11 protein-coding genes and 1 pseudogene are annotated in these 13365 nt (G+C 59.7%); 5 read left to right on the top strand and 7 right to left on the bottom strand.

Going from position 1 to position 13365, the window contains the following annotated elements; genetic code table 11:
• Positions 1-56: 56 nt before the first annotated feature.
• Entirely contained in the window at positions 57-605 is a 549-nt protein-coding gene (locus EC915_RS04165; protein WP_133749235.1) for a TetR/AcrR family transcriptional regulator, read from the bottom strand.
• A gap of 168 nt (positions 606-773) precedes the next feature.
• Here EC915_RS04165 and EC915_RS25115 point away from each other — a divergent pair.
• Positions 774-1089 (top strand): annotated as a pseudogene (locus EC915_RS25115) (acetyl-coenzyme A synthetase N-terminal domain-containing protein); the annotation flags it as partial.
• A gap of 169 nt (positions 1090-1258) precedes the next feature.
• Complete coding sequence (locus EC915_RS04155) at positions 1259-1648, top strand: hypothetical protein (RefSeq protein ID WP_133749234.1); 390 nt, start codon at positions 1259-1261, stop codon at positions 1646-1648.
• Here the strand turns inward: EC915_RS04155 and EC915_RS04150 are convergent.
• Positions 1625-1918, bottom strand: a complete 294-nt coding sequence (locus EC915_RS04150) for a hypothetical protein (protein ID WP_133749233.1) — start codon at positions 1916-1918, stop codon at positions 1625-1627. The two genes, EC915_RS04155 and EC915_RS04150, sit on opposite strands and share 24 nt — an antisense overlap.
• 278 nt (positions 1919-2196) lie before the next feature.
• Between EC915_RS04150 and EC915_RS04145 the strand changes: the two genes are divergently transcribed.
• Together EC915_RS04145 and EC915_RS04140 are read left to right on the top strand one after the other, a co-directional pair.
• On the top strand, positions 2197-3282 hold the full coding sequence (locus tag EC915_RS04145; RefSeq protein ID WP_133749232.1) for a catalase family peroxidase: 1086 nt from the start codon (positions 2197-2199) through the stop codon (positions 3280-3282).
• Positions 3279-3830 carry a cytochrome b gene (locus EC915_RS04140; RefSeq protein ID WP_133749231.1) on the top strand — a complete coding sequence of 184 codons (552 nt, stop codon included), beginning with the start codon at positions 3279-3281 and terminating at the stop codon, positions 3828-3830. The genes EC915_RS04145 and EC915_RS04140 overlap by 4 nt, the downstream gene beginning before the upstream one ends.
• Before the next feature lie 114 nt (positions 3831-3944).
• Here EC915_RS04140 and EC915_RS04135 read toward each other — a convergent pair whose 3' ends face one another.
• The 3 genes from EC915_RS04135 to EC915_RS04125 all read right to left on the bottom strand — a co-directional run bounded on the left by EC915_RS04135 (position 3945) and on the right by EC915_RS04125 (position 6723).
• The gene (locus EC915_RS04135) at positions 3945-5087 is read right to left on the bottom strand and encodes a M14-type cytosolic carboxypeptidase (RefSeq protein WP_133749230.1); all 1143 of its coding nucleotides are present in this window, start codon (positions 5085-5087) and stop codon (positions 3945-3947) included.
• Between the two features lie 113 nt (positions 5088-5200).
• Positions 5201-5731, bottom strand: coding sequence for a DUF4880 domain-containing protein (locus tag EC915_RS04130; protein ID WP_133749229.1), 531 nt, complete (start codon positions 5729-5731; stop codon positions 5201-5203).
• 524 nt (positions 5732-6255) lie between these two features.
• Positions 6256-6723, bottom strand: coding sequence for an Lrp/AsnC family transcriptional regulator (locus EC915_RS04125; RefSeq protein WP_133749228.1), 468 nt, complete (start codon positions 6721-6723; stop codon positions 6256-6258).
• Between the two features lie 224 nt (positions 6724-6947).
• Here EC915_RS04125 and EC915_RS04120 point away from each other — a divergent pair, with 224 nt between their 5' ends.
• Positions 6948-10430, top strand: a complete 3483-nt coding sequence (locus EC915_RS04120; RefSeq protein WP_133749227.1) for an indolepyruvate ferredoxin oxidoreductase family protein — start codon at positions 6948-6950, stop codon at positions 10428-10430.
• Between the two features lie 147 nt (positions 10431-10577).
• Here EC915_RS04120 and EC915_RS04115 read toward each other — a convergent pair whose 3' ends face one another.
• On the bottom strand, positions 10578-12542 hold the full coding sequence (locus tag EC915_RS04115) for an acetyl/propionyl/methylcrotonyl-CoA carboxylase subunit alpha (RefSeq protein WP_133749226.1): 1965 nt from the start codon (positions 12540-12542) through the stop codon (positions 10578-10580).
• The gene (locus EC915_RS04110; protein ID WP_133749225.1) at positions 12542-13360 is read right to left on the bottom strand and encodes a gamma-carboxygeranoyl-CoA hydratase; all 819 of its coding nucleotides are present in this window, start codon (positions 13358-13360) and stop codon (positions 12542-12544) included. Before EC915_RS04110 ends, EC915_RS04115 begins: the two co-directional genes overlap by 1 nt.
• Between the last annotated feature and the right edge of the window lie 5 nt (positions 13361-13365).

Genomic DNA, 13365 nt, shown 5'->3' with positions numbered 1-13365 from the left:
GGAAAGGAGGCCCGTGATCCAAGGCCCGCCATCATAACCCGTTCAGGCGTCTGGTGCTAAACCAGGCAACGGTCGAGCAATTGATGCACACGATCGAGCGTAGGAGCCGACTCGGCGTAGAGAATCCGGTAGATCATGGGCGCGACGACCGCGTCCACCAGTTCGTCCGCCGAGGGGCTGCGTTCGCCGCGCTGTTGCGCCCGGTCGATGATGATCTGTAGCTGATCGCGAACGATGTCCAGGCATTTGCCCGAGCACAGGGTGGCACTGCTGGCGACCACGTCGCGCATCATCTCGCGAGCAGGCGCCGAGTTCATCTCTTCCAGATAAACCTCCACCCACGTGCGTAAATCCTGGCGCAGACCGCCGCAGTCCACGGGCTCATCGGGGCGCAGGCGTTCAACGGCTGCATCGGCCAGCAGCGAGGTGAGGTCGCCCCAACGCCGGTAAATGGTCGACGGCGTGACCCCGGCACGGGCGGCGATCATCGGCACGCTGAGGGCAGAACGTTCCTGCTCCTGCAGCAAGTCGCGTACCGCAGCGTGGATTGATGTCTGCACCCGGGCACTGCGGCCGCCGGTGCGAATGCCTTCTTTGATAGCCATGGGACTGGGACCTTAACACAAAGTATCTGCTTTAAGCGGGTCACGCTTGCACGCTCTTTAACGCTAATTCGTAGCTTTTACAGAGTGCTTTTTCGGGAGAGTGTACGCGTGTCTGATTCGTTGCAGAACCCGCAAATCGATGGCCGGGAGCAGAGACGCTCTATCGCTGACCCCGCGACGTATTGGGCAGAGCAAGTGCGGCAGTTGGCCTGGTACTGCGCGCCACAGCAGGTGCTGCAAGCCCTGCCCGATGGCACCTATTGCTGGTTTGCCGATGGCCAGCTCATCTGTAAGGAAGACCCGCAAGGCCACTTGCTTGGGCCGCGATCTGAGTTCTCCCCGGCACCTGTTTCTGGCCGGTGAAACGCTCGACTCCAGTACCTACTGATGGCTTGAACAACTCACTGGCAAGCCCGTACTTGATCACTGGTGGCAAACCGAAACCGGATGGCCGGTGACTGCGCCGTGCCTGGGTCTTGAGGGCCATGATCCGGTCATTCTTGAGGAAATTGCCACTGCGCTGGACTGACGCGGCCTTCCTGGCATGTCCAGCGCCAGGAGCGGAATGCGCCACCGACGGTTGCCTCAAGACGTCGAGGGCAGTGCCGACATGCCGGGTAGGACAAAACAACTCAATCGAGCATGGACCTGCTATGACTGCGCTTTCTTCTATCTCTGCGGCACAACCTCTGATCGTCGCGAAGGTCGTGGCAAATGCAACAGCACTTAACCCGGTCGCGAAGCCTGCCGCAACGGATCCGCTTCCTTCGTCCATCGTCACACTGGGCCAGGACACTGGCGTCAGCGATACTCAGGTTTACAGCGTCCGCAGCCTCAAGACAGACGCTGAGGTGCCACCTGCATGGGAATACACCCATCAGGACAAGATCACCTTGGCAATGCAGGGCAATTTCATCACCTCTTCCGGCGTCAGTCGCTTTCAGGGTCTGGGCGCCACGCTGTTGACGCAGGTGGCTGAGACCGGAAAGGGCATTTCTCAGTCGGTGATGACCTCGTCCTCAGGCAAGGCGCTTGCCCGCTGAACTGGCGCCGGCGTGCAGATCCTGGAGATGCAGGCCGACGCCGACCAGCGTACGGTTCATCTGAGTGGAGCTTCGGGCGAGCTGAACCTGGCGGTCGACTTGAAAAACGCAGCCATTATTGGCAATAGCGATCAGCAGGCCATAGCGCTGAAGAGCTATGTGAGTCAGATAGAAGCAGCGCGCAAACGTGGCGATGGCGATCCGCTGCTGTCGGTCCTGCAACAGGCTTGCAGCAGGACAAGGCCGCAAAGCAAGGGCGGGGTGTTTCACTGCTCAAGGACACCCTGGCCAATATTCATGACCAGGTACTGTTGCAAAGCGATCCGTCCCGGCTAAATGGCTGATATGCCGCGATGTCGTTACAGCGCAAAGGCAAACCTTGGCACGTCGCAGGCCCTGCATAAGAAGTCGGAGGTCACGACGGCAGCGAATGCGGTCGCCAGCGACTATAAATATCGATTCATGGAATGGAAATGCCAGTGCCGCGTCCCGCCGCAGCATTCTTGAAAACAATTGTGCATAGAGGCCGAAGGCCCGGAGTGTGACCGATGATTGACCGTGAGCCGCCGTACCCCCGTAAACCGCCTCTTGGCACCTCGAAGAAACTGGTTCGTCTGGCGGGCATCGCACTGGTAGTGCTGATCGCTGCCGGGGCGTTTGCCTACGTCAACGGCAGTCTTGATCCTCAGCGTTTGACCCCGGGTCGTGTTGTCGATGTATTCGAACACAACAATGGTGTGCATCCGGGCTATCGCCGGAATCATCCAAAAGGCATTTGCGTCGCCGGTTATTTCGAGAGCAACGGTGCCGCTGCGCCCCTGTCCAAAGCCCAGGTGTTTGCCAGCGGCCGTACGCCCGTCGTAGGCCGTCTTGCGCTGCCGACCGGCAATCCCTATTCGCCTGACAGCGCCGCGCCGATCCGCAGCTTCGCGGTGCAGTTCACTCAAGCCAACGGCCAGCAATGGCGCAGCGGGATGAACAGCATGCCGGTGTTCCCGGTGGGCACGCCGCAAGCTTTCGTCGACCTGCAAATCGCCACAGCGCCTGACCCCAAGACCGGCAAGCCCGATCCGGCCAGACCGCCGGCTTTCTTCGCCGCACACCCCGAAGCCCAGCCCTTTCTTGCGTGGGTTAAAACCGCCAAACTCTCTGCCAGCTTCGTGACCGAGACCTACAACAGCGTCAACGCCTTCGTGCTGGTAGATGCTCAGGGCAAGCGTCAGCCCGTACGCTGGAGCCTGGTACCACAGGTCAAAAGCGATGCGCCCGCGCCGCAGACCAAGGATTACCTGCAACAGGACTTGAGCGCCAAACTGGCCAGCGGGCCGCAACGCTGGGACTTGGTGCTGACGCTGGCCAACGCCGCAGATTCGACAAACGACGCATCCAAAAGCTGGTCTGGCGAGCATAAGACGGTGAGCGCCGGCACCCTGGTCGTGGAAAGTGACAGTGCACAACTGGATGGTCAGTGCCGCGACATCAACTACGACCCGCTGGTGCTGCCAAGCGGCATAGAAGGCTCGGACGATCCGCTACTGGTGGCACGATCGGCTGCATACGCATCCTCGTACCTGCGTCGTACCGCTGAAGTTGATCAGTTGCACGCCACGCCTGCCCAGGAGAAACAGCCATGAACAAGCCCGTCAAGCATTTCGCTCCGTTGGCCCGTGCCCTGCATTGGCTGATGGCAGTGATGGTCATTGCCATGCTGTTCATCGGGGCGGGGATGGCCGCGTCAATTTCGGAACGCCATGAATGGCTATTGAACCTGCACAAGCCGGTGGGCGTCACGATTCTGCTACTGGTCGTCGTCCGGTTGATCGTACGCATCACCACTCCAACGCCGCCGCTACCCGCCGATCTGCCCGTAGTGCAAGTGCTGGCCGCCAAACTCTCGCATTACCTGCTCTATGCGCTGATGCTGGCTATGCCGCTGATTGGCTGGGCGATGATTTCGGCAGCGGGCGATCCGGTCATGCTCGGCAGTTCGTTGCGTCTGCCATCGATCCTCGCTCCCGATGCGCACACTTTCGCTTTTCTGCGGCAGGCCCACCGGTATCTGGCGTATCTGTTTTTCCTGACCATCCTCACGCACCTGGCTGCTGCGCTGTTTCATGGGTGGATTCGGCGGGATGAAGTGCTGGACAGCATGTTGCGGGGTAAATCGCGGGGTGGAGGCTGACTTGGGTGTAGACGCCTGCCTGCCCGCCAATGCGTTATGTCAGCTGCCCCAGTGGCGCTGGCAGATCGCATCAGCAGGCAGCGCGCCTACCGACGAGGCGCGTTCCAGCCTGGATCAGCGCAGTACGCAAACCATTTGCCCCATCACGCTCAACACATCCCTGGCCAGTTGTTTGGAGCGTTTTCCCGACCAGCCGGTGACGAGGTCCGGCGCATCATCGTTGTCCTTGAACGGCATTTCCAGGGTCAACGACAGGCATTTATAACGCTCACCGACGCTGTTGCACGCCAGGTTCATGTTGGCTTTGCCCGGTTGCGCCTTCGGATAGCCAAAGCGGGTCTGAAAATCCACGGTCAGCCCGCTCAGGCGTGTGCGGAAATCGTCTTCCAGGGCCATCTGCTTGTCGGTGTAGCCAGGGTTGCCTTCACAGGCTGCGGTGAATACATAGGGAATCTCTTCGTCACCGTGTACGTCGAGAAACAGGTCAACGCCGTACTTTTCCATCTGTTCCTTGACGAAACTCACTTCCGGGCTCAACTCGGGCGTGGAGTCCTGCCATGCGCGATTGAGGTCCTGGCCCTGCGCGTTGGTGCGCAGGTGACCATGGAACGATCCGTCGGGATTCATGTGCGGCACCAGATACAAGTCTGCTGAGGCGAGCAGGGCCTGCAGTTGGGCATCGTTTTCCTGAAGGCGCTCGATGACGCCTTCCATGAACCATTCAGCCATGTGTTCGCCGGGATGCTGCTGGGCAATGATCCATATCTTGCGCTTGCCCGGTGCACCGTCGCCTTTGCGCAACAGCGCGAGGCTACGGCCTTCACAGCTGGAGCCTGTGGCCAGCAATTGGGTGCCTGCATGGTGCAGCGCCTGATCCACCAGCCAGTCATGGCGCTGCCGACTGTAAGGCTCGAAATAGGCGAACCATATCTGCGGCTGCTCCGAGGAAAGCGCGAAGTTAAGCGCCTTGCCATCGAACTCGCTGGGTACCCGGAACCAGGTTTTCTGATCGTAGGATGCCGCGGCGTTGTAGCCGGTCCAGGCGCGGTTGTAGCTCGATTCGCTGGCGTTGGTCAGGCTGAAGGCGTGGGGCTCGCCGACCTGCATGCCGTCAACTTTGAAGTGAAACCACTGGAAATGCGCGCTGCGCGTGTCAGGGCGGATAGCCAGTTGCACATTCTGCGGATTGCTGGCATCGAGCACGACGATATTACCGCTGTCAAAATCACAGGTGACGGATAGGGCGTTCTGAGTCACGAAAAGGTCCTGAGTACGTTAGTGCCAATTCAGCGCCATTGGATGGCTGTAATGAACGGTACTGTACACGCATCAGGCCGCCTGCCAGCGACAGAATCGGATGATGATGGGACTCAGGTAAAGGCCTCAGCCGTGACCAGCAGGCTGCACAGAAACGCCGTCAGCATCAGCCAGCCCAGGTAACCGCGGCGCTTGCGCCGGTGCCAGCCGCTCGCTCCCATGAGCGTCGCCGGCGCCAGAAGCCTGCGCCATAGATGTTCGGCTTCCTCGAATGCGGCGAGATGCGAGGCGTCGGCATCCAGCCAGTGGCGAAACTCGATTCGCTGGCTGGCGGTCGCCTGCGGGCTTTGCAGATGCACATACCAGCGCATGGCTCGGCTTTGGACCTGCGACGACGCGTCGGACGGGTCACAGCACTGTTCAAGCAGACGAACCATCTTGCGCTCCACCGCATCGATATCCAGTTCGAGCAAGCGGGCAATGGCGGTGTACGGGAGCTGGTCGAGGCGACTGAGCAAAAAGACCTGCTGAATCCTGCGCGGCAGTTTTTGAATGCGGCGCCGATAAGCGTCCGTTTGCTGGCTGACAGGCGATTCCGGGTGGGCTTTAGGAAGCGAGAAGATCGAGCTGAGGTGATAAGTCATGGTAATTCACTCGCGAGTCATCCGTGGATCGTCCTTGGGCAAGGGCGGGGGCATCATCCGTGATGCGGAACGATGCCAATGCTTATGAGATTCATTCTCAAGTGTTACGTCGTTGTTTCATTAACTCTAGCGGATATGTCGTTTTAAATGCTGCGCATGTTCAGCGCGCGTAGTTCTTTTGCTATCATTCGCGCCATCGCACAGTAGACCCTCTTCATTAGCCTGAAGAAGCAACACCCGACCGAACCAGACCCTTAAAGGGCATAAAAAAAGACCCGGCAAAAGCCGGGTCAAAAACCGTGATTAGCCTGATGAGGAGATAATCCGGAAGCCGACCTAAGGCTTCTGGGTTACCGGCCGATCTCGCGATCGGTTGCGCTCAATAATAATCATTATCATTTGCATGTCAAATGTTTTTTTGCATTTTCTTGAAAAAAGTCGGTTACCTTCAAGCCCTGGGCCTTAAGCCTCAAGCAGCACGTGTGGCGCAGACACGCTTGTGGCTTGCAGCGCAAAACTTGCTGTTATTCAATCGGCAACTCAGTTGTTCGCTTCACCACACTCATTGCAATGTTCGAGTGCGCCTCCTGAACATGAGGGCTTTGCAGCAGATGATCGCGTAGAAAACGCTCATAGCTGGCGATGTCCTGCACCACCACCTTGAGCATGAAATCCATGTCCCCGGCCATCGTGTAGCATTCCAGCACCTCGGGGTAGCCAATGATTGCCTCTTCGAATTCGGTCAGGTAACGCCGACCGTGGCCTGACAGCTTCACATCCACGAACACCGTCATGGTCAGCCCAAGCTTCGCGGGGTTGAGCAGGGCGACCTTGCGCTCGATTACCCCTTCCTCTTCCAGGCGATTGATCCGCCGCCAGCAGGGTGACTGCGAAAGCTCCACCCGCTCGGCGATTTCAGCGGCCGAGAGGTCGGCGTCGTGCTGTAACAGGCGAAGAATCTTACGATCAATGGGGCTGAGTTTGACCTGCATGAAATGACCCTTTTTTATTCTTGAATTGAAACAGGCATGCAGGATATGAGCAGATTTCAGCCAAATTAGAAAGAAAAAGCCTCTGGCCCGCAGGCAGTATTGGCTCTGTGGGCGCCGGGTTGAACCGTCCCGGCGACCGAGCGGCAGGACCACGGCCCACAAAGCTTGCGCGACCACTGCTCGCCACATTCAAAACGCACTAATAAAAATAAGGGAGTGCCTGAATGTCTTTGGCTGATATTCGTCTGGATGATAAATACCGACTCGCAACCGGCAATCTTTACTTGACCGGAACCCAGGCGCTAACCCGCTTGCCCATGCTCCAGAAGCAGCGCGATGAGGCCCGTGGGCTGAACACCGCAGGTTTCATTTCCGGCTATCGGGGGTCGCCACTGGGCAATCTCGACAAGAGCCTGTGGGATGCCAAGGAGTATCTTCAGGAAAATGCCATCCATTTCCAACCGGGCGTCAACGAGGAGTTGGCGGCCACCGCCGTTTGGGGCAGTCAGCAGGTCAACCTGTTTCCCCACGGCAAGTACGACGGCGTATTCGCCCTGTGGTACGGCAAGGGTCCGGGTGTTGATCGTTGCGGCGACGTGTTCAAACACGGAAACTCTGCAGGCGTTGCGCAAAACGGCGGGGTACTGATCCTTGCGGGTGACGACCATGGCTGTAAATCCTCGACCATTGCCCACCAGAGCGAACACGCCTTCATTGCTTCGATGATCCCGGTGCTCAACCCGAGCAACGTTCAGGAGATTCTCGATTACGGCATTATCGGCTGGGAGTTGTCGCGCTACAGCGGTTGCTGGGTGGCGATGAAGACCATTGCCGAGAACGTCGACTCTTCCGCGATGGTGGAGGTTGACCCGCTGCGCATCCAGACTCGTATTCCCGATGACTTCCAGCTGCCCGAGGGCGGTCTGCACATTCGCTGGCCAGACCCACCGCTGGCGCAGGAAGCACGGCTGAACACCTACAAGATTTACGCGGCGCGTGCGTTTGCGCGGGCCAATAACCTGAACAAGGTCGTCATCGATTCGCCCAAGCCGCGTCTGGGCATCATCACCACCGGCAAGTCCTACCTCGATGTGCGCCAGGCACTGGAAGAGCTGGGCATTGACGAGGATCTGTGCGCGTCGGTGGGTATCCGGGTGCTCAAGGTCGGCATGAGCTGGCCGCTGGAGCCGGTATCGGTTCACGGTTTTGCCGAGGGCTTGGATGAAATCCTGGTGGTTGAAGAAAAACGCAGCGTGATCGAAGACCAGTTGACGGGCCAGCTGTACAACTGGCCCGTAGACCAGCGTCCGCGTGTCGTCGGAGAGTTCGACGAACAAGGGCGCTCGTTGTTGCCCAACCTTGCGGAATTGACGCCCGCCATGATCGCCCGTGTCATTGCCGGGCGCCTGGCGCCGATCTACAGCAGTGCGAAAATCGACGCGCGTCTGCAATTCCTGCAGGACAAGGAAACGGCGCTGGCCGCGCCGCTGTTCACTACCCAGCGCACCCCGCATTTCTGTTCCGGCTGCCCGCATAACACGTCGACCAAGGTGCCTGAAGGCAGTCGGGCGTTGGCCGGTATTGGCTGCCACTACATGACCATTTGGATGGACCGGGAGACCGACACCTTTACCCAGATGGGCGGCGAGGGCGTGACCTGGATCGGCCAGGCGCCGTTCACCGAAACGCCTCATGTGTTCCAGAACCTGGGCGATGGCACCTACTTTCACTCCGGTCATCTGGCGCTGCGAGCGGCGGTGGCCTCGAAGGTCAACATCACCTACAAGATTCTCTATAACGATGCCGTAGCCATGACCGGCGGGCAGCCCATCGACGGTATCCTACGGGTCGATCAACTGAGCCGTCAGGTGTTCAACGAGGGTGTGCAACGCATCGCGCTGGTCTCCGACGAGCCGGAAAAATACCCGAGCCGCGAGCAGTTCGCGCCGATCACCACCTTCCACCATCGTCGCGATCTGGACAGCGTGCAGCGTGAGCTGCGCGAGTTCAAAGGCGTGTCGGTGATCATCTATGACCAGACCTGCGCCACCGAGAAGCGCCGTCGGCGCAAACGCGGGAAAATGGCCGAACTCGACAAACGCGCCGTCATCAATCCGGCCGTATGCGAAGGCTGCGGCGATTGCGGCGCCAAATCCGGCTGCCTGTCGATCCTGCCCAAAGAAACCGCAGAAGGGCGCAAGCGTGAAATCGACCAGAACGCCTGCAACAAGGACTTCAGCTGCGTTGAGGGTTTCTGCCCGAGTTTCGTCACCGTCCATGGCGGGCAACTGCGCAAGCCTCAACTGCCCAAGCAGGCTCAGGCCTTTGCTCAACTGCCCGAGCCCATCCTGCCGAGCCTTGATCAGCCGTTCAATATCCTGCTGCCAGGGGTTGGCGGCACCGGCGTGACCACGGTCGGCGCGATGCTGGGATATGCCGCGAACCTGGAAGGCAAGGGCTGCAGCGTGCTCGATCAGGCAGGTCTGGCGCAGAAATTCGGCCCAGTGGTCAGCCACATTCGGATCGCTGCACGTCAGCAGGATCTGTTTGCTGTGCGCATAGCTGCCGGGGAAGCGCACCTTTTGCTGGGCTGCGACCTGCTGGTGGCGTCCGGTCCTGATGCGATTGCCAAGCTCAACAGCGCCAAATCCCACGCGGTGGTGAACAGTCAGCAAACCCCAACGGCGGAGTTCACCCGCAACCCCGACGCCGAGTTTCCGGCCGAGGCCATGATGCAGACCATTCGTGAGGCGGTCGGCGCTGAAAAGACCCATTTCATCGCTGCCACCGATCTTGCGACCAAGCTGATGGGCGATAGCATTGCCAGCAACCTGTTCATGCTCGGCTATGCCTTCCAGATGGGCCTGATCCCGCTGACATCGGCAGCCATAGAAAAGGCCATCGAGCTCAACGGGGTTGCGGTCAATCTGAATCAGCAGGCCTTCCTCTGGGGCCGACGTGCAGCGTTCGATCTGCCTGCGGTACAAGCAGCGGCCAATCCACAGGCGGTCACCGAGGAGCCTGAACTGCTGACGCTGGACCAACGTCTGGCCCACAGCAGCACAATCCTCGGCGAGTACCAGAACCAGGCCTACGGCCAGCGCTATCTGCAGTTGGTGAACGAAGTACGTGATGTCGAAAGTCGTCTGTTCCCCGGCGAGCCACTGGCACTGACAGAAGCCGTTGCGTTCAGTTACTTCAAGCTTTTGGCCTACAAGGATGAATACGAGGTCGCACGTCTTTACAGTAACGGCGAGTTCATGCAACAGCTCAACGTTCAGTTCGAAGGGGACTATCGACTGGAGTTTCATCTGGCGCCGTCCTGGCTGACCAAGCGCGATCCGAAGAGTGGTACGCCGCGCAAACGCAGCTTCGGGCCCTGGATGCTGAAAGCATTCGACGTGCTGGCGAAATTCAAATTTCTCCGTGGGACCGCTTTCGATCCGTTCGGTCGTAGCCTGGAGCGGCGTCAAGAGCGTGAGCTGATCGACAGCTATGTGGCGGATGTCGAATTGATCCTGGCGCACCTGAAGCCCGGCAATCGTCACACAGCCTTGAGCCTGGCACGTCTGCCGGAGCGAATTCGCGGCTACGGGCAGGTAAAGGAAAGCGCGATGAAGGCGGCGGCCCTGCAGGCTGCACGCATGCGTCAAAGCCTGCTAAGTGGGGAAGTGGCATTGCCGAAGCTGTATGAGGTGGCGGCTTAACAAAATAACGAGTGCGAGGTTGGCGACTCTCGCACCCGCACTCGTACCTGTAGCGGGAATATCACGCATGCCTGCAAGGGGTGTCAGATCACTCGTTACGTCTTTGCTTGATCTGACGTGATCGCAGGCAGGCGCGCTTTTACGGGTTTACTGCGGGGCTAGTTCTACCAATACCGTCCCTTCGCTGACCATCTCACCTTCGGCGCAATACAGCGCTGCAACGGTTCCGGCCTGACCGGCGCGAACGCTGTGCTCCATTTTCATCGCTTCCAGCACCACCAGTGGCGTGCCTGCTTCCACCCGTTGTCCGATCTTGACCAGCACCCGAACGATGCTTCCGTTCATTGGCGCACTGAGCCCGCCATGCTGAGTGTGGCTGGCCTCTACCGCCGCGATGGGGTCCACGCGGTGGACCATGTGCAGCTCGCCCTGCCAACGCAAAAACAACCTGTCATCGCGACGAATTGCCAGCGTCCGGGTGCGCACGCCGTCTTCCTCGACGGTGAGCTGATCGCCCTGAAGTCGCGGGGTATCGCTGGCAGCGTTGCGCAAACGAACCTTGCGCGTTTCACCAGCGCAGCCAAGATGCATGTCCACCTCGGTTGGCAGCGCCAGACGCAGCCCGTTAGCGCCAGCCCAAGGGGAGTGAGGATCATCTTCACGTACCTGAGTCGGGGTACTCTGCCAATACGCCTGCGCTGCCGTTTGCCAGAACGCTTCGGGTAATGCCTCGGCGGCGGGCAGCAGATCGGCCTGATAACGCGGGATGAAACCGGTATCCAGTTCAGCATCGGCAAAGGCTGGATGAGCGATGATCCGTCGCAGAAACGCCAGATTGGTGCGTAATCCGCCGATGGCGAACTCATCGAGCATGGCCAGCAGTCGTAAGCGCGCCTGTTCGCGATTCTCGCCCCAGGCGATCAGCTTGCCCAGCATCGGGTCGTAAAATGGCGAGACCTCATCGCCCTCGATAACGCCGCTGTCGACACGTCGGCCGGAACCAGGCGTCGATTCGCGATAAACCTGCAACTTACCCGTCGCAGGTAAAAAGTCATTGGCCGGGTCTTCGGCATACAGCCGAACTTCAATGGCATGGCCATTGAGCGGTACTTGTGCCTGGGTGATCGGCAGTGGCTCTCCCTGGGCGACGCGAATCTGCCAAGCGACCAGATCAAGACCGGTGATCGCCTCGGTGACCGGGTGTTCGACCTGCAGGCGCGTATTCATCTCCATGAAGAAAAATTCGCCACGAGCATCTAGCAGGAACTCGACCGTGCCAGCACCGACATAACCGATCGTTTGAGCTGCGCGGACGGCCGCTTCACCCATGGCGCGGCGTAACTCGGGAGTGAGGCCCGGGGCAGGGGCTTCTTCAACGACTTTCTGGTGGCGCCGCTGGATCGAACAATCCCGCTCATTGAGGTACAGGCAATGGCCGTGTTGGTCGGCAAAGACCTGGATCTCGACGTGACGGGGCTTGAGGACGTACTTCTCCACCAGCATTCGTGAATCGCCAAAGGAAGATTGCGCCTCGCGCTGTGCCGAGGCCAGCGCTTCAGCCAGGTCCTCATCACGCTCAACGACTTTCATGCCTTTGCCACCACCGCCCGCGGTGGCCTTGAGCAGCACCGGATAGCCAATGCGTGCTGCGGCTTCCCTGAATGTCCCTGCATCCTGTGCTTGGCCGTGGTAACCGGGCACCAGCGGCACACCGGCTGTTTCCATCAGCGATTTGGCCGCTGACTTGCTGCCCATGGCGTCGATAGCGGAGGCGGGCGGGCCGAGAAATATCAGGCCTGCCTGCTCGACAGCACGCGCGAAACCTGCATTTTCCGAAAGAAACCCGTAGCCTGGATGGATCGCCTGGGCGCCGCTGCTTTTAGCCGCAGCGATCACTTTATCGATCTGCAGATAGCTGTCGGCAGCTTTACTGCCGCCCAGGTTCACCGCGATGTCTGCCTCGCGCACATGCCGGGCATCACGATCGGTCGCGCTGTGGACGGCAACGGTCGTCAGGCCCATGGCCTTGGCCGTGCGCATGACCCGGCAAGCGATTTCGCCGCGGTTGGCGACCAGTACCGAAGACAGGGCGATTGTGTTGGGGCCGCTCATCAACGTGATTCTCCTTTATTGTTGTTTTCGCCACGCCAGCCGGGTTCGCGTTTGTGCAAAAACGCGCGCAAACCTTCCTGGCCTTCAGGGCTGACGCGGATGCGGGCAATTGCGTTTTCACAGTAGCGGCGCAGGGCCGGGGTTAGCTCGCCGTGACCGACTTCACACAGCAGATCCTTGCTGACGCGCATTGCCTGCGGGCTGTTGAGCAACAGATTGGCAACCCAGTGCTGCACCTGTCCTTCAAGCTCGGCGGCGGCGTAACACTCGGCGAGCAGGCCGATCTCACGCGCGCGCAGTCCATCGAAACGCTCGGCGCTCAGTGCATAGCGGCGTGTGTGCCGTTCGCCAATGGCTTGCACCACGAACGGGCTGATCACCGCCGGGGCGAGGCCGATTCGGACTTCCGAGAGGCAGAACTGCGCGTCGTCGGCCCCGATGGCCATGTCGCAACAGCTGATCAGCCCCAACGCGCCGCCATACGCCGCCCCTTGCACCACGGCCAGGGAGGGCAATTTGAGTTTGGCGAGGTTGTACATCAGTTCGCCCAACTCACGGGCGTCGCCCAGGTTGGTGTTGTAGTCCAGATTGGCAGATTCCTGCATCCAGGCCAGATCCGCCCCGGCGCTAAAGTGCCGGCCACGCGCACGCAGGAGAAGGAAACGCAGATTGTCGTCGCTCTGGATGCGCTCGAGGGCGACGTTCAGTTCACCAATCATCTGCGCGTTGAAAGCGTTGTTCTTGTCCGCTCGATTAAGCCAAAGCGTGACGTAGCCGCGCGGATCGTACTCAAGCTCGACGGTTTCGAAATCGGTCATGTTCA

It is taken from the genome of Pseudomonas sp. LP_7_YM, assembly GCF_004364435.1.
Taxonomy (GTDB): domain Bacteria; phylum Pseudomonadota; class Gammaproteobacteria; order Pseudomonadales; family Pseudomonadaceae; genus Aquipseudomonas.
Note: the sequence above shows the minus strand (reverse complement) of the source record. Positions and strands in the feature narration are given on the sequence as shown.

Excerpts from the sequence above, each read along its gene's own strand:
- EC915_RS04165 (WP_133749235.1), bottom strand. The coding sequence starts at position 605 with ATGGCTATCAAAGAAGGCATTCGCACCGGCGGCCGCAGTGCCCGGGTG.
- EC915_RS04155 (WP_133749234.1), top strand. The coding sequence starts at position 1,259 with ATGACTGCGCTTTCTTCTATCTCTGCGGCACAACCTCTGATCGTCGCG.
- EC915_RS04145 (WP_133749232.1), top strand. The coding sequence starts at position 2,197 with ATGATTGACCGTGAGCCGCCGTACCCCCGTAAACCGCCTCTTGGCACC.
- EC915_RS04140 (WP_133749231.1), top strand. The coding sequence starts at position 3,279 with ATGAACAAGCCCGTCAAGCATTTCGCTCCGTTGGCCCGTGCCCTGCAT.
- EC915_RS04130 (WP_133749229.1), bottom strand. The coding sequence starts at position 5,731 with ATGACTTATCACCTCAGCTCGATCTTCTCGCTTCCTAAAGCCCACCCG.
- EC915_RS04125 (WP_133749228.1), bottom strand. The coding sequence starts at position 6,723 with ATGCAGGTCAAACTCAGCCCCATTGATCGTAAGATTCTTCGCCTGTTA.
- EC915_RS04120 (WP_133749227.1), top strand. The coding sequence starts at position 6,948 with ATGTCTTTGGCTGATATTCGTCTGGATGATAAATACCGACTCGCAACC.
- EC915_RS04115 (WP_133749226.1), bottom strand. The coding sequence starts at position 12,542 with ATGAGCGGCCCCAACACAATCGCCCTGTCTTCGGTACTGGTCGCCAAC.
- EC915_RS04110 (WP_133749225.1), bottom strand. The coding sequence starts at position 13,360 with ATGACCGATTTCGAAACCGTCGAGCTTGAGTACGATCCGCGCGGCTAC.